An 18,662-nucleotide genomic window follows, 5' to 3' on the forward strand; every position below is an offset into this window, starting at 1 on the left:
CAAGATGCGGGATAATCGTCGCGAGATACTGGATCCTGATCGTTGGGGATCGTAAGTATCCGAACTCCTTGATCCCGAACTCCTTGATCCTTGATCCCAAATCCTTGATCCTTATTCCTTGATCCTCATTCCTTTTGCCCGCAATATCACGCTTGCGGCCGATTATAGCAACGATTTCCATGACCGTCGGACGCCTCCACATCCTGACCGATTTTTTCTTCCAGCAGCGATTCCCGCACGAGGAGCTTGCGCGGCGGGCCATCGCCGGCGGGGCGGATACCATCCAGTTCCGGCAAAAGACCGGTGGGATCCGCCATAAGCTCTACAGCGCGTCGCGCACGGCCGAGGTCTGCCGCGAGGCCGGCGTCCCGCTGCTCATCGACGACCATATCGAGCTGTTTCTGGCCACGGAAGCTGCCGGCGTGCATGTGGGCCAGACCGACCTGCCGGTGGGCCTCGTACGCCGCATCCTCGGCGACGCCGCGATCATCGGGGCCACGGCGAACACGACGCGGCAGGCGCTGGAGGCGGAGGAGGCCGGCGCCAGCTACATCGGCTTCGGCCCGGTCTTCCCCACGCAGTCGAAGGACAACCCCGCGAGCCTGCGGGGTCTGGACGGGCTGGCCGACGTCTGCGCCCGGGTTCGGATTCCGGTCATCGCCATCGCCGGCATCACGGTCGACCGCGTGCGCGACGTGCTCGAGGCCGGAGCCCACGGGGTGGCCGTGATGACGGCCGTCACCAACGCGCCCGATCCCGAGGCCTCCACGCGCGGTTTCCGGGCGGCGATTGATCGGTGGATCGCGGATACGGTGCACGCCTGAGCGGCGCAACTGAAGAACGGCGTTGCGCCTGTGGGCTCCGCGTTCGCATATTGGAGCGCCCCCAACCCGTTCACGAGTGCCTCGCACGAGGAATCCGCCATGTCCGACCGCTTTCAGCAAGAACTTTCGCGTCGCCGTTTTCTAACCTACTCCGGCGGCGCGCTCGCCGCAGTGGCCCTGCCGGGGATGATAGGCTGCCAGGGTGAGGCCGCCAACCCGCCGAGCGCCGCGGCCTCCGCGAAGGTATTCGGCGAAACGCGCGTCATGCCGATCGGCACCCAGCTCTACTGCGTGCGCAAGCTGCTGGACGAAAACGTGCCGGCGACCATCGAGGCGCTGGCCGGCATGGGCTACGAAGCCGTCGAGTTCGCCGACTACCACGGCCTCGACGCCGCCCAGTGGCGCAAGCTGCTCGACGACAACGGCCTCCAGGCCTGCGGCACGCACATCTACATCGAGACGCTGGAAGGCGACGAGCTGCAGAAGACGGTCGACTTCAACAACACACTCGGCAACCGCAACCTCATCGTTCGCTCGATGAAGAAGGAGTCGTACGAAACGAAAGACGCACTCCTCCGGACCTGCGAACGCTACAACAAGATCGCCGAAAGCCTCCGCCCGCACGGCATGCGCACCGGATTCCACAACCACGCCGAGATCTTCGACCGGTTCGACGGCGAGTACATGTGGAACATCTTCGCCGACAACACCGAGCCCGACGTCATCCTTCAGCTCGACACCGGCAACGCCTCGCACGTCGAGGGCGTCGATGTGATCGAGCTGCTGAAACGCAACGCCGGCCGGACGGTCACCACCCACGTCAAGCCCTTCTCCAACGCTCACCCGGACGCCTTCCTCGGCGCGGACGAGCTCGATTGGAGCACGATCATCCCGCTCTACCAGACGGTCGCCGGCACGGAGTTCTACATCATCGAATACGAACAGGAAGCCTTCCCGCCCCTCGAGGCGCTGAAGGCGAACCTCGACATCCTCCGCGGGATGCTCGGACGAGCGTAGCCAGATCGCAACCCCGGCCCCGACGCTCTAAGAGGATGCCGCATCGCGCGCGCATCCTCTTTTTTTATGGCGACACGTCTCGGCCGCGCAGGCCCTCGCCGCTGCGGCGCAAGGTATGTGGGCAGGATCCCCAGCACGACGAATCGACCGGTGCCGACCCCGCGCCCGCAGGTGCGAATTCGCCGATGCCATGGCGGTGTCACACCCCTATTGTATCTTTATGCCTTGAATTCTTCCTCGAGCCATCAACGCCATCATGGAAAAGGACACGCCAAGCAAACTGCGCCAGTACCAGGAAGCGCTGGCCGCGTTTATCGAACGGTTAAAAGAGGACCGCTGGATTCTGGCGGTCGTGCAGGTCGGTTCGCTCAACGCGGATACGGTATGGCGCAAGGACGGGATCGGGTTGTGGATCGTGGAGGCCGACGGCGTGACGTATCGCCGGCGCAGCGACGGCGAAGAGCACCGAATCTGGCGCACGCTCGTCGAGCAGGACGTGAACCTGTGGGCCGAGATGATCCCGCGTTCCCGCTTCAAGAAGATGGTCGAAGGGTCGGCCCGGACGGCGTTCTCGTATAACTTTTTCGCCCGCCGCACGCTGCTCTACAGCGCCGACGAGAGCCTGACGCGCTGGTTCGAGGACGCGAACAGCGTGGCGGAGCGGGATCAGGTCAATGAAGTCCTGATCGCGACCGGCTGGGTGGCGCACGGGCTGCGCCACACGCGCCGGCTGCTGGATATCAAACAGGACGTCAACCTCGCGTGGCAGAGCGCGATCGAGACGGCGCATGCGCTGGCGGCCGTCCACGTGGTGCAGCACGGCGAAATCTGTGAGACGCAGGCGATCTACCGCGCGCTGGACCTCGCGCCGGCGCTCTTCGCCGAAGTTTACACGGCGTTGTTGACGAACGGACCGTCCCGAGAAGGGGTGGAAACCGCCCTGCGGGCCGGCACGGCCTGGATGGCCGATCATGCGGAGGCCAATCTGGCCCCCGTGCTGACGTACCTCCGCCGGCAACGGCGGGCCGTGCCGCTTTCCGAACTGGCCGACCATTTCGCGTATTCCCAGCTCTATCCCTGGCATCTGGAGGGCGCGTGCGAGTGGCTCGCGGAAAGCGGTCGACTCGAAAAACTGGCGGCGGACCTGCTCCTCACCAGCAAGAGCCGCGTCCACCTCGAAGAACCCGCCTACTTCATCGATGCCGCCATCTGAACCGGCCGCGCCCCGCGTCGCCATCGAGGTGCGCGGCGCGCGCGAGAACAACCTGCAAAACGTTTCCGTCGACATCCCGCGCGATAAGCTCGTGGTGGTCACCGGCGTGAGCGGCTCCGGCAAGTCGTCGCTCGCGTTCGAGACGGTGTATGCCGAGGGGCAGCGCCGGCTACTCGCGTCGATGAGCAGCTACGCCAAACGCTTCGTGTCGCAGCTCAAGAAGCCGGACGTCGATTTCGTCAACGGGCTTTCGCCGGTCGTCTCCATCGACCAGAAAACGGTAGGCCGAAATCCGCGCAGCACGGTGGGCACGATGACCGACATCCAGGATTACCTCCGGATGCTGTACGCCAGCCTGGGGCAGGCGCATTGCCCGTGGTGCGAGGCTGCCATCCCGGCGATGACGCCACACCGCATGGCCGAACACATCCTGGCGCTGCCGGCGGGAACGGAGGTGGAAGTCCGTGTGCCGGTCTGGAAGGTGTGGGGCGAGGACTGGAACTGGCTCCTCGATCAGATCCGCCGGCACGGCTACCGCAGGGCCCGCGTGGACGGCGACCTCGTGGATCTGGGATCCGCGTTTCGGTTGGACGACGAAGGCGATCACCGCATCGAGGCCGTGGCCGATACCTTTGTCGTCGAGCCCGGCATCGAGCGGGAGATTGTCGCTTCGCTGAACGACGCACGCGAGTTGGGGGATGGGCTGCTGTCTTTCCACATCGTCGGATCCGTGGAAGCGGCCCACAGGCAGCGGTTCGAGGCGGATTTCGGGTGCGACGCCCACCGCATCGTGAGCCTGGATCTGCACCACGGCGAGTTCACCTTCAACGACCCTGCCGGCGCCTGCCCCACGTGCGGCGGACTCGGGACGGGGAAGCGCGTCCACAAACAGCTCCTGGTGCCCGACCCCACGCGCTCGCTGCGCGACGGCGCCATCGTGAGCCGCGAGTACAACCCGGGAAACTGGACCGGCCGCATCCTCTATACGCTCTCTCGCCGGCACGATTTTTCGCTGGATACCCCGTTCGGCGAACTGCCCGAAGCTATCGTCCAGCTGCTGTACTACGGGCGGGCCGAAGCGCCGCTCGTCATCGAGGTCCCCCCGGAAGCCAAGGTGGGTCAGCACTACGCCGGCCGCGAAATGGCCTTCCACGGGTTCATCAACGACATCGAGCGCCACTACCACTGGTACCGCAAGCAGGGAGAGGCCAATACCTGGACCGAGGACTTCCTAGACAAGATCATGGTGGAGTACGACTGCCCGGATTGCAAGGGCGGTCGGTTGAAGCGGACCCGCGAGCTGGTCGCCGTAAACGGAAAAAGCCTGCCGGCGATCTGCCGGATGCACTTCGGCGAGTTGCTCACATTCCTCCAGGAAGTAGACGCCCCGCCGGATAAACAGGAAGTAGCGTCCGTGCTACTGCGGGAAGTCACCGGCCGGCTCGCGTTGCTCACCGAAATCGGGCTCGACTACCTGAGCCTGGACCGGCGCGCCGGCACGCTCTCCGGCGGCGAGTCGCAGCGCATCCGGCTGTCGACCCAGATCGGCAGCGGGCTCATGGGGATGCTGTACGTGCTCGACGAGCCGAGCATCGGGCTCCACCCGAAAGACAATGCGCGGATGATCGCGACAATCCGCAAGCTCGTCGACATCGGGAATACCGTGCTGGTCGTCGAGCACGACGAAGACACCATCCGCGCGGCGGATTATTGCATCGAGATCGGCCCCGGTCCGGGCGTGCACGGCGGGCAGGTCGTCGCGACCGGCACGCCCGACGCCCTGATGGCAAACGAGGCGTCGCTGACGGGCGCGTACCTCACCGGCCGGCGCTCGATCGCCCTCCCGAAAAAGCGGCGGACGCCGAAACGCTGGGTAGCGGTGTTCGGATGCCGGCACAACAACCTCCAGAACGTGGACCTCGCCGTGCCGCTCGGCGTCTTCACCTGCCTCACCGGGGCGTCGGGGTCGGGCAAGAGTTCGTTCCTGCACGAGACGCTCTACAAACGCCTCATCGCCGAACTGCAGGACAGCCGCGTGCTGCCGGGCGATCACGACCGCATCGAGGGGCACGAGGCTATTTCGGGGGTGATCCACATCGACCAGAGCCCCATCGGGCGCTCATCCCGCAGCAATCCGGCCACCTACATCGGCATCTACGACCACATCCGCAAGCTCTTCGCCACGGTCGACAAGGCAAAGAAGCGTGGCTATACGGCCTCCCGATTCAGCTTCAACGTGAAAGGCGGTCGCTGCGAACAATGCGCCGGCGAGGGGTCGATCACAACGAAGCTCTCCTTCATGCCCGACGTGGAGGTACAGTGCCCCACGTGCAAGGGCGCCCGCTACGACGCCCACACGCTGGAAATCCTGTGGAACGGCAAAAGCATCGCGGACGTGCTCGATATGTCCATCGAGGACGGTGTCGCCTTCTTCGCCGGCCAGAAGGCCATCGCGCGGAAGCTCGAGGTGTTAAACGACCTCGGGTTGGGCTACCTGAAGATCGGCCATCCCGCCCCCATCCTCTCCGGCGGCGAGGCGCAACGCGTCAAGCTCGCCGGCGAACTCAGCAAGATGAAGCGCGGCCAGCACCTCCTCTACATCCTCGACGAACCCACGACCGGGCTGCACTTCGCCGATATCGACCGATTGCTGGATTCGCTGAATCGGCTCGTCGACGCCGGCCACAGCGTAGTCGTCATCGAGCACAACCTGGAGGTGATCAAGACAGCGGACTGGATCATCGACATGGGTCCGGAAGGAGGGCATAAGGGCGGGCAGGTACTGGCGACGGGCCGGCCGGAGGACGTGGCCGGCGTCGAGGCGAGCCAGACCGGGCGGTTTTTGAAACCGTTGCTGAGGTAGCGACCTGCACATGCACAAGCGGGTCCTGGACTTACGCACATACCGCATCGGCACTGCGGCAACTCGGTGCACTGAACAAGCGTACAAGTTCGGCAGCCAGAAAAAATGGTCTAAGGTCATGACACAACGTCTCAGAGAAGCGATCGACGCACTCCTTTCCCTGGAGGACATGCCTGAAGAACAGCAACAACACATTGCTGCCGGTGTCATGGAACTCGTTGAATCGGCACAAAACGCGCCGGCGGATGAATGGGGTCCGGCGTGGTGCAACCTTACCCGAGACGAACGACTGGCTGATTTTCGAGCCTGGATGGCGACCAAAACCGAAGGAGTCGGCTTACCCGAAGAGGCATGGCGTAGGGAGAATATCTACGACTGATGGCGACCTATCTGCTCGACACCAACATCTTGCTTCGCGTCGACGACGCCCTCGCCGAGCAAAGTACCCAGGCTCGTCTGGCTATCGAGACGTTGATAACTCAGGATCACGTCTGTTGTATCACGCCGCAGGTCATCGGTGAGTATTATTCTGTCGCCACAAGGCCAGTAGCTTCCAATGGGTTTGGCTGGAGTGCCGAAAAGGGCCGGCGCGAACGCGACAACTGGCTCTCCCGGTATCCCCTTCTCAATGAGAACGCAGAAATCTTCCCCCTCTGGATGCAGCTCATTGATCAGCATGGACGCACCGGACGGAGAATTTTCGATCTCAGGCTTCTTGCCGTCATGCGTGCCCATCACATAATGCGCTTGCTTACGTTCGATGTGGAGGATTTTCCGTTGGTTGCCGGATGCACGATCGTGCACCCGAAAGAGGTTCGCGTCCAGTAGTTTCGAGCGACTTCCGTGATCGGACCTGATTCCTGGCCGGCCACAGCGTAGTCGTCATCGAGCACAACCTGGAGGTGATCAAAACGGCGGACTGGATCATCGACCTGGGTCCGGAGAGCGGGCAGGTGCTGGCGACGGACCAGCCGGAGGAGGTGGCCAGCGTCGAGGCGAGCCAGACGGGGCGGTTGTTGAGATTGGTGCTGGGTATGGGCACAGGGTAGTGGCCGTGGCAAGAATGAGGACCAGTCCCGTTTTGACTCAGTAATGGAATTTCGTACTTGCTGATGGAACGCGAAGTCCCCTCCCCAGAGATTTCGCCGTTCGCTTCTCCTATCGAACTCCATATAAAAACTGACCTGTAACGTGGTCGTACCGGAGATCAAGGTTGAAGTGTTTCGTGGCGTGTTGCTTAGATGACCATATTTTTCAGAACAAATCCATACTCCTCCGAGGCAAAGAAGCGAGACTTCGTCCTTCGCCCCACTGTACCCAAGAGGCTTTCCATCAATGGAAGAACCCGCAATCTACGCTACCAATGAATATTGATGTCACTCTCCATCCGATACACCACGTTGCACTAGTTCTTCTTTGATATACCGTTGAACATCATGCATCGTCTCAAGCAGACGTTTGCGTATCTCAAGTACATTGGCTTCCGTATCGAGCCGTAACAATATCAGATTATGAAAATGCAAATCAGTATACAATGCGGTCAGGTCTATATCAGGAGGTCGATATGGCTCATCGAGTCCTTTCAACGGGTGATATGCAAGGTTTTCCATGAAAAAGGGTTCTATCGTCAGTGAAGATTGTTGCTCAAGGTAATTGTTGAAATCATTGTTGTTCTGCAACTGATATTGGTAAAGAGTGAGAGCATTTCGGATTCGCTCACTTTCGAGCAGGTTCAAATTTCCGGATGCCAACATCTCGTCATACGTTGCTAACTCAGGTTCGAACGTGGAGTTAAATATGAGTGCATGGCTCAGTTCTAGCAGTGAATCTTTTCTGGCCTGACTCGGCTCAGCGTGAACAATCCCAAAAAGCTTGCGCAGATCTTTCACTTGTTGCTCATGGAAATTGATCGTAGCATTCAACTCCGCAATTGAGTTCTCGATGTCGGTTTCAATACCACTCAGATATTGCGTTTCCTGCTCATAATCGACTTTACTATTCCACCATGAGTTTAGAGCAATAGCGATCAGAATTCCGGCTACAATAAGAACAAGCTCACGTAGTGCGTAGCGCCAATCAACCTTTAACCATGTTATTTTTCTATCCATATACTTAAAGTATACTTCGGCTGAGGTTTAACAAAAATGTGTCACGAAGACCAATGAGGGCAGCTCCGGTATCAAAAGTGAACTCGGTTACTTATTCACATCATTGACAATTTCGCGACTCGCACTATACACGCGCTGCGTTATTCAGCCTTTGCACACCTTGCTTGCTGAGCCAAAAGCGCGTTCACTTTTCCAGTTTCTTTCCTATCCAAATCTCACGCTGCACGCCGCCAGCCCGCTTTACACCCTCTCTGAATGCATCAGACTTGAACCATTCCATGGCCCTATCGAGGTTCTCCACATTCAAGTGGACAAGTGCCACATGGGTATCGCGCTCATCCCGATAGAACGGCCCATCAGTTATCCCATAGGCTAGACGAGCATCTCGTGCATCATCATGTTCTTTCCTCCAGCTATCGAAGTCCTCTGGAATGACCCGAATGATAATCGCCTGCTGCATGTCTACACTCCTTTACATTAAATCGATTCAGATGACTTTCACAAACCCACCCATCAGAAATAGCCACGCACATTCAGGCCGCACATGCGAAATTCCCGAAATCCTCGGCAGGTCAGCAAATCCTTAAACAGCAGAAACTGGCCGCGAATGCGAAGAAACCCTCCTATAAGAACGCTCCCCTCTCTTACCTGCGCAACAATAACGGCGGTTTTTTCGCTACTTCCGCGCTTTTGCGAAATCTCTTTGCCATCACAAACCCATAGCGGCCCGTCAGCGGGCGACGTTCGAACGACCTGTTCTCGGGTTATGACGAGGCTTCTGACGTCACCGCCGCTTCACAAGCGCATCTTTTCGCATCGTATTATCGAACGCTCGCTTCACGTTCACCCGGCTGGGCTGGCCATAGATTGGTGTCGTGCGCGGGCTCTTATAACCCACCAACGTCTTATGCGAGCTGCCGCGCGATCGTGTGACGGAACGGGTGTGGATTGATGCCTGCACCCTCATGCCCGTTCTTCCGCCAACTGCTGGATCCGCCACGGTGCGTAGGATGAGCCTCGGGGCGTCTCTTGTCGAACATCACGTACAAAACGTCCCCATCCGAAATCCACTCGCCGGCTCGCCTCCGTCTTTCTTCGATGCTGTTTGGCATGTATGTTTCGACGATGACGCCCCGCTCACCTTTTCTCCATCCCCATGCTCTGGACCCTCCTCCTCGCCGCCCTGACGCTCTCACAACCCGCTGAGCCGCTCCGCCTCGCCATCGTCGGCCTCGTCCACGGCCATGTGGGCGGATTCCTGAACAGCTTCAAGGACCGCGACGACCTCAACATTGTCGGGCTCTATGACCCGAGCGAGGCGCTGCATACCAAATACGCCGGCCGCTACGGCATCGACCGCGCGCTGTTTTACGACGATCTGGAACGCATGCTCGTTGAGACAAAACCCGAAGCCGTCACCGTCTTCACCAATACGTTCGACCACAAGATGGTGGTGGAGCTGTGCGCGAAATACGGCATCGACGTGATGATGGAGAAACCGCTGGCGGTAAACATGGAGCACGCCCGGGCGATGGCGGCGGCGGCAAAGGCCGGCGGCATCGAGCTGCTCGTCAACTACGAAACCACCTGGTACAAAAGCCACGCGGCCATCGAGAAGCTGGTGGACGCCGGCTCGATCGGGGCCATCCAGAAGGTGGTCATCCACGACGGGCATCGGGGGCCGGAAGAAATGGGCGTCGACCCCGAATTCCTCGAATGGCTCGTCGATCCGGTGCTGAACGGCGGCGGCGCGCTGACGGACTTCGGGTGCTACGGCGCCAACCTGCTCACGTGGCTGCTCAAGGGCGAACGGCCGAAGTCCGTCTACGCCCTGCTCCAGCAGTACAAAAAAAACAATCCGACCTACGCGCGCGTCGACGACGAAGCCAACATCGTGGTCGAGTACGAGAACGCCGTCGGTATCATCCAGGCATCCTGGAACTGGTCGCTGCCCGTCAACCGAAAGGACATGGAGGTGTACGGACACATCGGCCAGGTGATCACGCCCAACGGCAACCTCGCCATCGCCCAAATCGAAAAGCAGCCGGCCACCGAGCTGCCGCTCCCCGACCTCGCGCCCGACCGCAAGGACTTCATTGCGCTGCTCACGGCCGTCGTACGCGGCGAGTTGAAGCTGGCGCCGCACGACCTCTCCTCCCTCGAAAACAACCTCCTCGTGACCGAAATCCTCGACGCCGCCCGGGAGTCGGCGCGCACGGGGCAACGGGTGATGCTCAGGCCGTGACCGGGGAATGCACAGCGATCTATGCTCGGGACGCCCCGATTGCGTCATCCCCAATCGAGTTGGGAGCCTGTCCCCAGCTTGACCTTGGGATGACGAACAGCAAGGGATGCCAAAAAGCCAACAGCGCTGCACTTCCGGAGCACATGAAAGGGGTTCGGCGAACGTGACGCGATAGCCAACGCAGCCGGCGCATCGCGCGTACGCCCCGATCCTCAACCCGCAGCCTTAATCGCGGTAGCCAGGGCGGCCGGCGTCGGGGCGGCGGCGATCGCCTCGGGCATCCAGCCTGCCGTCTTGAGCGCCTCGGCGGTCGTGGGGCCGATGGCGGCGGCGCGCACCGCGCGCCAGGTGTCCGGCAGCGCCGGCGCGGCATGCAGCACGCCGGAGGGGCTGAAGAAGGCCATCCAGGTAGGCACCGCATACGCGCGCCAGTCCGGCTCGAGATCGACCGTGCGATAGACCAGACATTCCTCGAAAGGCACGCCGGCCGCGACTAGCTGTCCGGGCAGTGCGTCGCGACGTCGGTTGCCGCAGAGGAAGAGCCAGGGATGCGCCGTCTCGCGCCGCACCACCTGCCGGGCGAGCCGGCTGGCCTCCCCGCTTTCCTCGCCGACCGGCGCAAAACCGGCCGCAGCCAGCAGGCGGGCCGTGGCAGGGCCGACCGCAAAGGCCGGCCGCGCAATCCACGGCATCGGATCGATGCGATAGCGGGCCAGCGTCTCGACCAGCCGCTGCGCCGCGCGCGGGCTGGTCAGCACCAATCCGCCATACCCCTCCGGCCGCAGGAGCGCCTGCCTCAGGGCCTCCTCGCCGGCGTTTTCGTAGGCGATCACCGGTATCGACACGGCGCGAAATCCTTCGCCGTCGAGCGCGTTCTCGAACCGATCCCGCACGTCGCTCCCTTCGTCGGGTGTGCGCAGCAGATACACGAGGGGCCGGCTTTCCATCGGCTATGAGCGAATGTCGTGCAGCAGCGCGCCGGCGCCTGCCGCGATGAGCCGCTCGGCGAGCGTCACGCCGGCGTGCTCCGGATCGGCGGTGTCCACGGCGATGCGCTGGCGATAGACGATCGCGCCGTCGAGCGCCGCCACGCAGCCGTCCAGAATGAACCCGTGGGCCGCGTCGCGGCGGGCCCAGGCGCCGACCGGGACATGGCAGCCGCCTTCCAGCCGGCGCAGGAACGCGCGCTCGGCGCGCACCGCCAGCTCGGTCTCCCGGTCGTGCAGGGCGTTGGCCAGCACGTAGTGCAGCCCGCTCCCCCTGGCGCATACGATGCCGAGGGCGCCCTGTCCCACGGCCGGCAGCATCCAGGCATCGTCCAGCACCGACCGGATACGCGCCTGGAAGCCGAGCCGGTTGAGTCCAGCCGCCGCCAGCACCATCCCGTGCCAGTCACTCTCGTCGAGCTTGCGCAGCCGGGTATCGACGTTGCCGCGCACCGAAACGATCTCGAGGTCGGGCCGCCACGCCTTGAGCAGGGCCGTACGGCGCAGCGAGGACGTCGCGACGCGGGCGCCCCGGGGCAGCTCCTCGATGCCGCCGGCGAACGACGGATGCGCGACGAACGCGTCGAACGGGTTCTCGCGCTCCGAAACCGACGCCAGCATCAGGCCTTCGGGCAGCACGGTCGGGAGATCCTTGAGGGAGTGGACGGCCAGGTCGATCCGGCCCTCCAGCATGGCGTTATCGAGCTCGCGCGTAAAAAACGACTTGCCCTCCACCTGCCACAGGGGCACGTCCTGGACACGGTCGCCCTGCGTGGTGATCTCTTCGATCAGGACCGTGTGGCCGGCCGCTTCGAGCAGCGTCTTCACACGATGGGCCTGCCAGAGCGCGAGCGCGCTGCCGCGCGTGCCGAGGCGCAACACCCGGCCGCGCTCCACCCCGGGAGTCGCCGAGGCGGCGACCGACGCCGGCCGCTCGTCGAACGGGCATCCGGCCCCCGTGATCAGCGAGGCGGGAATTTCCTGCATATCCATGGCATGCGATGCTCCCGTCTGGGTTTCCGCCTCGTCGCAGCCCTCACGGGAGAACAGGGTGCGCAGCAGTTTGATGCCGTGGGTGTAGTCGATCTCCGACAGACCCACCGTCTTGAGCCGAACGACCGGCACGGCGAGGACCTTCTGCATGATCGACCACGTCAGCCGGTCCAGCTCCTCACGGTCGACGGCCGACAGGCGGTGCGCATGGCGATCGATCTCCTGCCGGCGAATCGTTTCGAACGTCTCCAGAATGGTGTGGATGGCCGGCTGGAGCGCCTGATGATGAAAAAACCAGGCCACGAAGTCGGCCAGCATGTCCTCGCTGATGCGGCGGGCGGCCGGCAGTTCACGCGAGCGGCCGGCCTGCACGCCGGCGATGCGCTCGTTCAAGCCGTCGAGGTCGACGAGCGTACAGCCGGCGAGGGCGCCGATGGCGGGGTCCGCGTTGCGCGGGGAGGCGATGTCGAGCACCAGCTGTTCCCTGCGCGCCGGCGATTCTGCCCACGCGCCGGCATCGAGCACGAGCGCCGGAGCGCCGGTGGTCACCATCACGATGTCGGCTTCGGCAGCGGCGCGATACCGGTCTTCCCAGGCGATCGCATCGATACCCGTCGTTTGCGCCAGCGCGTCGGCCCGCTCGGGCGACCGGTTCGTCACCCGTACGCGCCCCGGCAAGGTCGCCCGCAGGACCTGCACGGCAAGCGCCCCCATGTGCCCCGCGCCTATCACCAGCGCCTCCGACCGGTTGAGCCCGCGCGAGCGGACGAATTCGGTGGCCAACAGGGCCGCCATGCCCGGGACGGACGCATGGCCGCCGGCGATGTCGGTCTCGGTTACGATCCGCTTCGCGGTCCGAAATGCTGTGTGCATGAGGCGGTGCAGGATGGCCCCGACACGGGATTCGTCGACCGCCCACCGGTAGGCGTCCTTGATCTGGTTGAGGATCTGGCCGTCTCCGATGACCATCGACTGCATGCCGGAGGTCACCTCGAGCACGTGCCGCACCGCCTCCTCATCGCGTTTCTCGAACGATCCGTTTTCGGGCCACGGGCAGCCGGCTTCCCGCGCCAGCGCGACCCGGACGCGATCGATGTCGGCGTCGTTACCATAGAGATAACACTCGGTCCGGTTGCAGGTGCTCAACAGGACGAGTTCGGCATGCCGGGACAGCGGGAGCGACCTGTAGAGCGAGCGCACGTCTGCCTCGGACCGGTTGAATCGTTCGCGAAGATCCAGCGCAGCGGTCGTGTGATTAAGACCGAAGGCTACGAACTGCATGATGGGAGATTCCAACGCCGCGTGAGGGATTTGAATGGTACAATCAGTTGACGATCGGATGGCAAGCTTCGCGCCGAAGACGCATCCCTGTATTTCTTCTCATCGAGCGGCACATCCTGCCGGCACCCCTCGCGCCCGGTCGCCTTCCGCCCCTCTGCAAGGCGATATCGGGTTGCGGGATGCACGATGCAGGATTCCTTCAAAAAAACGTGCCCGTGATCGGAGATTCCGCACCCGTATATCCGGCATCGGATGTGCGCGGCGCAAGAGGGCGCGGGATCGGTGTTGCAGCAAAAATGCGCCCCGGATAAAAACCCGGCGACGGGTAACGGATAAAAGAACCAACGTGACGCAATGCCGTTCGTTACGAGATAGCCTATGAACAGATTCTTCAAACGCCTGATGGGCGATAATTCGTATCCCGAGATGTCGGCTGACGCCCGGATCGGTTTTTTGCCGCTCGACTCCGATGCGGCCTGGAACGACGTGATCGCGCGATCGGAGCGTGAACCGGTCGTGGTATTCAAGCACAGCCTGACTTGCGGCATCAGCGCCGGCGCGCGGCGTCGCATGCTGGAAATGGGTTCGCCGGGCGACCCGCCCGTCTACGAACTGGTCGTGCAGCACGCCCGGCCCCTGTCGAATGCGATCGCCACGTCGCTCGGCGTGCGGCACGAGAGCCCTCAGGTGCTGGTTCTGCACGCCGGCCGCGTCGTTTTTCACACATCCCACGGCAGCATCACGCCGGACCGGGTGCGCGCCGCCGCGCAGGAGTCGAGAATCGCATGACACGCCCTATACCCCTTTTCGTCGTTGCCCTGCTGCTCGTCCTCTCCGGCTGCGGCAAACCGGCCGCAACGCCTCCCGCGGAGCCGGCGGAGATCGCGATGAACGCCATCCAGAGCCCCGTCGACCGCGAAGCGCCCGACCTGACGCTGGTCGGGCTCGACGGCGCCCCCCTCCAGCTCGCCTCGCTCAAAGGCAAGGTGCTGCTCGTCAACTTCTGGGCCACCTGGTGCGCCCCCTGCCGGGAGGAAATCCCCGACCTCATCGCGCTGCAGGACAAGCTGGGCGACGAAGCCTTCGCCGTCATCGGCGTCGCCTCGATCCTCTACGACGAGGAAGTCGACGAGGTGCGGGCGTTTGTGGCGGACAACGGCATGGATTACCCCATCGTGCTGGACAAGGGACCGGCCGGCGAAGCGTTCGGCGGGGTCTTCGCGCTGCCCACGACCTATATCATCGACCGCCAGTTCGTCGTGCGCCACCGCACGATCGGGATGCCGGACGCCAGCCTCGAACCCCTCATCACCGAGCTGATCGCGGCCGACTGATGGATTCGCTTACCCAACTCGCCCTGGGCGCGGCGATCGGTGAGGCGACCCTGGGCAAACGCGAGGGCAACAAGGCCATCCTCTGGGGCGCGATCATCGGGACCGTGCCCGATCTGGACATCATGCTGTACCCGTTCATCGACGAGGTGCAGGAGCTGGCCGTCCATCGCGGGCTCTCTCATTCGATCTTTTTTGCGGTTGGATTCTCGCTGCTGCTCGGCCGGCTGCTCGTCAGCGTCTACGGCGGCAAACGAACGTCCTGGCTCGCGTGGGCCTGGATGTCGTTCCTCGCGCTCCTCACCCATGCGCTGCTCGACAGCTTCACGCACTACGGCACCCAGCTTTTTCAGCCTTTCAGCAACTATCCGGTCGCGTTCAACACGATTTCGATCATCGACCCGCTCTACACGGTGCCGTTGCTCGTCGGCGTCGTCGGCGCGCTCTTCCTCAAGCGGCGCGACCCGCGCCGGCAGTGGCTCAACCGGGCCGGCCTGCTCCTCAGCACGGCGTACCTCGCGCTGACGGTCGTCAACAAAGCCCACGTAACATCCCGGTTCTCCGAGGCCCTGGACCAGCAGTACGGCGGCTTCGAGCGGCTCACGACCAATCCCTCGCTGTTCAACAACCTGCTGTGGACGGGCATCGCCGAACGGGCCGACACTCTGCTCGTCGGCACCTATTCGCTCCTCGACGACGCCGGCCCCATCCGCTTCGAAGCCCTCCCCAAACGTACCGGCCTGATAGCGCCCTACCTCGGCGACACGCCCGTGCAACGGCTTTTATGGTTTTCGCGCGGTTACTTCACGGTCGACAGCCTGGCCGGCGGGCAACTCGCCTTCCGGGATGTCCGTTTTCCCCGATCGGACCTCTGGCTCGATCAGGGTGGCGACTACCTCTTCTCCTTCGACCTCGTCCTCAACCCCGACGCCACGGCGGTGACCACCTTCCATGCCACGGGCGTGTCGCCAAAGGTGACGGCGGAGCTATGGCATCGCTACGTGCGCCGCATCCTGGGCGATCGCTGACAGTGTCTCGCGCCCTTCGCTCATCTTTTTTGGTCCGGTCCCTAAAGTTTCTGCGGGATACACCGAAACTGTACTCAGCCTACATCTCACACCTTAATGGGTGAGGGTGATGTAGTCCTCCTTGGGGTGATGTGGAGAGCCCGGCTCGCAAGAGCCGGGCTTTCTGCCTTCCGGCCCACACTACCGGAAACGCCCCAGCGTTCAGGGCTTTTAATGCCAAACCCCATGAAATCGACGGTTATCACGCTGGGCGCCTGCGCCATCGCCAGCCTGGCGATGGTCGGATGGCGCTCCCTGGGCCGGCTGCGTCGCGACGCGCCCTCCACGGACTTCTGCCCCACCGGCCTCTTCGTCTGATCCGGACTCAGATCGTCAGCTCGCGCACGGTCAGGTTGTCGATGCGATCGACATCGACCTCCACGCCGATGCCGGGCGTGTCCATCGGGACGGCGATCATGCCGGCCTGATCCATTTCCCATTCCGGAGACACGATGTCGCGCTCCCAGTACCGCCGGCTCGGCGAAATATCGCCGGGCAGGGTGAAGTTGGGCAGCGAGGCGAGTGCCACGTTGTAGGCGCGGCCGATACCGCTCTCCAGCATCCCGCCGCACCAGACCGGGATGCCCTGCCGCTGCGTGTAATCGTGGATCCGCAGCGACGAGGTATAACCGGCCACGCGTCCGGGTTTGATGTTGATGATCCGCCCGCTGCCGAGCGTCACCATGTCCTGCGCCCGTTCGAGCTTCGTGATCGACTCGTCGAGGCAGATGGGCGTCTGGAGCTGCGGCTGCAGGGCGGCGTGCCGGACCAGATCGTCCCATTCCAGCGGCTGCTCGATCATGATGAGTCCGAACGCGTCGAGCTGCTTCAGCACCTCCACATCTTCCAGCGTATAGGCGTTGTTCGCATCGACCATCAGCGGGGCGCTGTCGCCGTAGGCATCGCGGACGGCGCGGACATACGGGATGTCGAAGCCCGGCTTGATCTTCATCTTGATCTTCCGATAGCCCTGCGCCATGCACTCGCCGACCTTCTTGACCAGCTTCTCCGGCGTGGCCTGGATGCCGATCGAGATGCCCGTGCCGACCTCCGCGCGTGTGCCGCCCAGCAGCCTCGCCAGCGCGACGCCCTGCCGCGTGGCCGCCAGGCCCCAGAGCGTCATCTCCAGGCCGGCCTTGGCCATCTCGTGCCCACGCATCGCCTTATGGAACAGGTCGTACACCTCCAGGGGCTGCACCGTCTTCCCGAGCAAGAGCGGCGCCAGCCACTGCGACATCGCCATCCATGCCGTATCCACGCTCTCGGAGTTGTAGTTCGGCAGCGCCGCCGCGACGCATTCGCCCCAGGCTGTCACGCCGTCACCATCCTCCATCTCCACCAGGGTGATGCGCCGCACAGTCTCCGTCCCGGACGAGATCGCGAAGGGTTCGACCAGGGGGAGATGGATTTCGCGAAGCGTGATGCGTTTGAGATGGAATGGGGAAATGGACGTGGACATCGACATGAATCGGATTGGGTTGGAATGCGAAGAAGAGGGGCAGGATACGAGGCCTTCAGGCCGCGCGGCGCCGCGCCAGAATATAAAAACAGCGTTTCGTATCCGGGTCCTGGTAATAACCCACTACCCCGAAGCCGGCGCCCAGATACAGCTCCAGCGCCTTGCGCGTCGACTGCCGCCACGCCCGCGCCTGATCGGCGGACTGCTTCTTGACCTGCTGCACGTTGACCGGGATCTCGACGCGGACGGCATGGCTATCCTCCAGCACCTCCGCCCCGTTCACGATCGGCAGGTCGGACAGGACGCCGGCGTCCTCGAACTGCGCTCGGTGCGCGAGCCGATCCTCCTCCAGGAGATGCCACGTCACCACGTAGCGGTCCGTCCCGATCGTGCTGTGCAGGATACTGCTCGAGCCGTCTCCGTACAGGTCGCGCACGTATTCTTCGGGAAATGCGCCCAGGCGGTTGAGGTTCAGGTTGGCGTTGAGCGCCTCGAGCGGGTCGTACGTCCAGTGGATACGGCGAATCCCCTGGTTCAGGACGAAGTCGCGCTGGAACAGCTTCAGGTCCCGCCCGATGCCGGAGCCCCGGTACGCCGGCCGGACCGCCATCATGTGCGACCAGTGGATGGCGTGGCCGTTCCGCCGGCCCTGTACGCCATACACAAAGGCCACCAGTTCGTTGGACTCGGTGAAGGCGCCGGCGAGGATGCCCCCGATCTTCTGGGTGACCACCAGCAAGGACGGCGGCACCAGATCGACAAAGGCTTCCCCCCAGGTTTCCTGCTGCACGTCGCGACAAGCCACGATCTCGTCGTACGTCTGCAAATGCCGGATAGTCAGTGAAGGATGGCTCAAGATGGAACGGGATAATGAATCCAACCTGCCCGGAGCGTGCGCCATGGGCGCAGGGCATCCGAACGCTCGAAACAGCCCCGAAAATAGGCGCAGCCCTCAAGATTGACAACCGGGGCAACTGTGGATATCTCGTTCATTCGAGCCGCGAAACCATAAAAAAACCCGAAGCGCAACTTACAGAGGGACCCATTACTCTGTACATCGTGCTTCGGGCTTAACCTGAACGGTTACACGGGGTATCGGTGGTTCGCCGAACCACCTTAACTGATCTGATGCGCGCAATTCCCGATGGGCCCCTGTAAAACAAGGACAGCCCGACCTTACAGGGTCGGGCTGTTCTTTTATCTACCTGAACGAGCGTAGATAAACGGTAGCATAGGTAGCCTTGATAGCAAGCTGTTTGTCCTCATAGCCAAGGG

General features: G+C 62.9%; 19 protein-coding genes. 12 read left to right on the forward strand and 7 right to left on the reverse strand.

Going from position 1 to position 18,662, the window contains the following annotated elements; genetic code table 11:
• Window positions 1–181 (reverse strand): hypothetical protein (locus R2834_24095; GenBank protein ID MEZ4703433.1); only part of this gene is annotated, 181 nt, incomplete at its 3' end.
• Between R2834_24095 and thiE the strand changes: the two genes are divergently transcribed.
• The 7 genes from thiE (at window position 180) to R2834_24130 (ending at window position 6,966) form a co-directional block, all read left to right on the forward strand.
• Entirely contained in the window at window positions 180–824 is a 645-nt protein-coding gene (gene thiE, locus R2834_24100; GenBank protein MEZ4703434.1) for a thiamine phosphate synthase, read from the forward strand. The two genes, R2834_24095 and thiE, sit on opposite strands and share 2 nt — an antisense overlap.
• Before the next feature lie 99 nt (window positions 825–923).
• Window positions 924–1,841, forward strand: coding sequence for a TIM barrel protein (locus R2834_24105; protein ID MEZ4703435.1), 918 nt, complete (start codon window positions 924–926; stop codon window positions 1,839–1,841).
• A 256-nt stretch (window positions 1,842–2,097) separates the two neighbouring features.
• Complete coding sequence (locus tag R2834_24110; protein ID MEZ4703436.1) at window positions 2,098–3,054, forward strand: hypothetical protein; 957 nt, start codon at window positions 2,098–2,100, stop codon at window positions 3,052–3,054.
• Window positions 3,041–5,917 carry an excinuclease ABC subunit UvrA gene (uvrA, locus tag R2834_24115; protein MEZ4703437.1) on the forward strand — a complete coding sequence of 959 codons (2,877 nt, stop codon included), beginning with the start codon at window positions 3,041–3,043 and terminating at the stop codon, window positions 5,915–5,917. Before R2834_24110 ends, uvrA begins: the two co-directional genes overlap by 14 nt.
• Window positions 5,918–6,035: 118 nt before the next feature.
• On the forward strand, window positions 6,036–6,296 hold the full coding sequence (locus R2834_24120; GenBank protein ID MEZ4703438.1) for a hypothetical protein: 261 nt from the start codon (window positions 6,036–6,038) through the stop codon (window positions 6,294–6,296).
• On the forward strand, window positions 6,296–6,745 hold the full coding sequence (locus R2834_24125) for a type II toxin-antitoxin system VapC family toxin (GenBank protein ID MEZ4703439.1): 450 nt from the start codon (window positions 6,296–6,298) through the stop codon (window positions 6,743–6,745). The genes R2834_24120 and R2834_24125 overlap by 1 nt, the downstream gene beginning before the upstream one ends.
• Before the next feature lie 74 nt (window positions 6,746–6,819).
• Window positions 6,820–6,966: a hypothetical protein gene (locus R2834_24130; GenBank protein ID MEZ4703440.1), complete on the forward strand. Its 147-nt coding sequence runs from the start codon at window positions 6,820–6,822 to the stop codon at window positions 6,964–6,966.
• Between the two features lie 327 nt (window positions 6,967–7,293).
• On the opposite strand, the gene R2834_24135 is transcribed toward R2834_24130, so the two are convergent.
• The gene (locus tag R2834_24135; protein MEZ4703441.1) at window positions 7,294–8,025 is read right to left on the reverse strand and encodes a DUF6090 family protein; all 732 of its coding nucleotides are present in this window, start codon (window positions 8,023–8,025) and stop codon (window positions 7,294–7,296) included.
• 184 nt (window positions 8,026–8,209) lie between these two features.
• Window positions 8,210–8,485, reverse strand: a complete 276-nt coding sequence (locus tag R2834_24140; GenBank protein MEZ4703442.1) for a hypothetical protein — start codon at window positions 8,483–8,485, stop codon at window positions 8,210–8,212.
• Window positions 8,486–9,181: 696 nt separating this feature from the next.
• Here R2834_24140 and R2834_24145 point away from each other — a divergent pair.
• On the forward strand, window positions 9,182–10,270 hold the full coding sequence (locus R2834_24145) for a Gfo/Idh/MocA family oxidoreductase (protein MEZ4703443.1): 1,089 nt from the start codon (window positions 9,182–9,184) through the stop codon (window positions 10,268–10,270).
• A gap of 212 nt (window positions 10,271–10,482) precedes the next feature.
• Here R2834_24145 and R2834_24150 read toward each other — a convergent pair whose 3' ends face one another.
• Both R2834_24150 and hemC read right to left on the reverse strand, forming a co-directional pair.
• A complete protein-coding gene (locus tag R2834_24150) occupies window positions 10,483–11,217 on the reverse strand; it encodes a uroporphyrinogen-III synthase (protein MEZ4703444.1) in 735 nt (244 codons plus the stop codon).
• 3 nt (window positions 11,218–11,220) lie between these two features.
• Complete coding sequence (gene hemC, locus R2834_24155; GenBank protein MEZ4703445.1) at window positions 11,221–13,530, reverse strand: hydroxymethylbilane synthase; 2,310 nt, start codon at window positions 13,528–13,530, stop codon at window positions 11,221–11,223.
• Window positions 13,531–13,908: 378 nt separating this feature from the next.
• Here hemC and ytxJ point away from each other — a divergent pair, with 378 nt between their 5' ends.
• From ytxJ to R2834_24175, 4 genes are all read left to right on the forward strand, one after another.
• Window positions 13,909–14,319, forward strand: a complete 411-nt coding sequence (ytxJ, locus tag R2834_24160; protein ID MEZ4703446.1) for a bacillithiol system redox-active protein YtxJ — start codon at window positions 13,909–13,911, stop codon at window positions 14,317–14,319.
• Window positions 14,316–14,864, forward strand: a complete 549-nt coding sequence (locus tag R2834_24165) for a TlpA disulfide reductase family protein (protein ID MEZ4703447.1) — start codon at window positions 14,316–14,318, stop codon at window positions 14,862–14,864. Before ytxJ ends, R2834_24165 begins: the two co-directional genes overlap by 4 nt.
• Window positions 14,864–15,889 carry a metal-dependent hydrolase gene (locus R2834_24170; protein MEZ4703448.1) on the forward strand — a complete coding sequence of 342 codons (1,026 nt, stop codon included), beginning with the start codon at window positions 14,864–14,866 and terminating at the stop codon, window positions 15,887–15,889. Before R2834_24165 ends, R2834_24170 begins: the two co-directional genes overlap by 1 nt.
• Window positions 15,890–16,114: 225 nt before the next feature.
• Window positions 16,115–16,246, forward strand: a complete 132-nt coding sequence (locus R2834_24175; protein MEZ4703449.1) for a hypothetical protein — start codon at window positions 16,115–16,117, stop codon at window positions 16,244–16,246.
• A 7-nt stretch (window positions 16,247–16,253) separates the two neighbouring features.
• On the opposite strand, the gene menC is transcribed toward R2834_24175, so the two are convergent.
• On the reverse strand, window positions 16,254–17,387 hold the full coding sequence (gene menC, locus R2834_24180) for an o-succinylbenzoate synthase (GenBank protein ID MEZ4703450.1): 1,134 nt from the start codon (window positions 17,385–17,387) through the stop codon (window positions 16,254–16,256).
• Between the two features lie 55 nt (window positions 17,388–17,442).
• Window positions 17,443–18,243, reverse strand: a complete 801-nt coding sequence (locus R2834_24185) for a GNAT family N-acetyltransferase (GenBank protein MEZ4703451.1) — start codon at window positions 18,241–18,243, stop codon at window positions 17,443–17,445.
• Window positions 18,244–18,662 lie beyond the last annotated feature (419 nt).

It is taken from the genome of Rhodothermales bacterium (assembly GCA_041391505.1).
GTDB lineage: Bacteria > Bacteroidota > Rhodothermia > Rhodothermales > JAHQVL01 > JAWKNW01.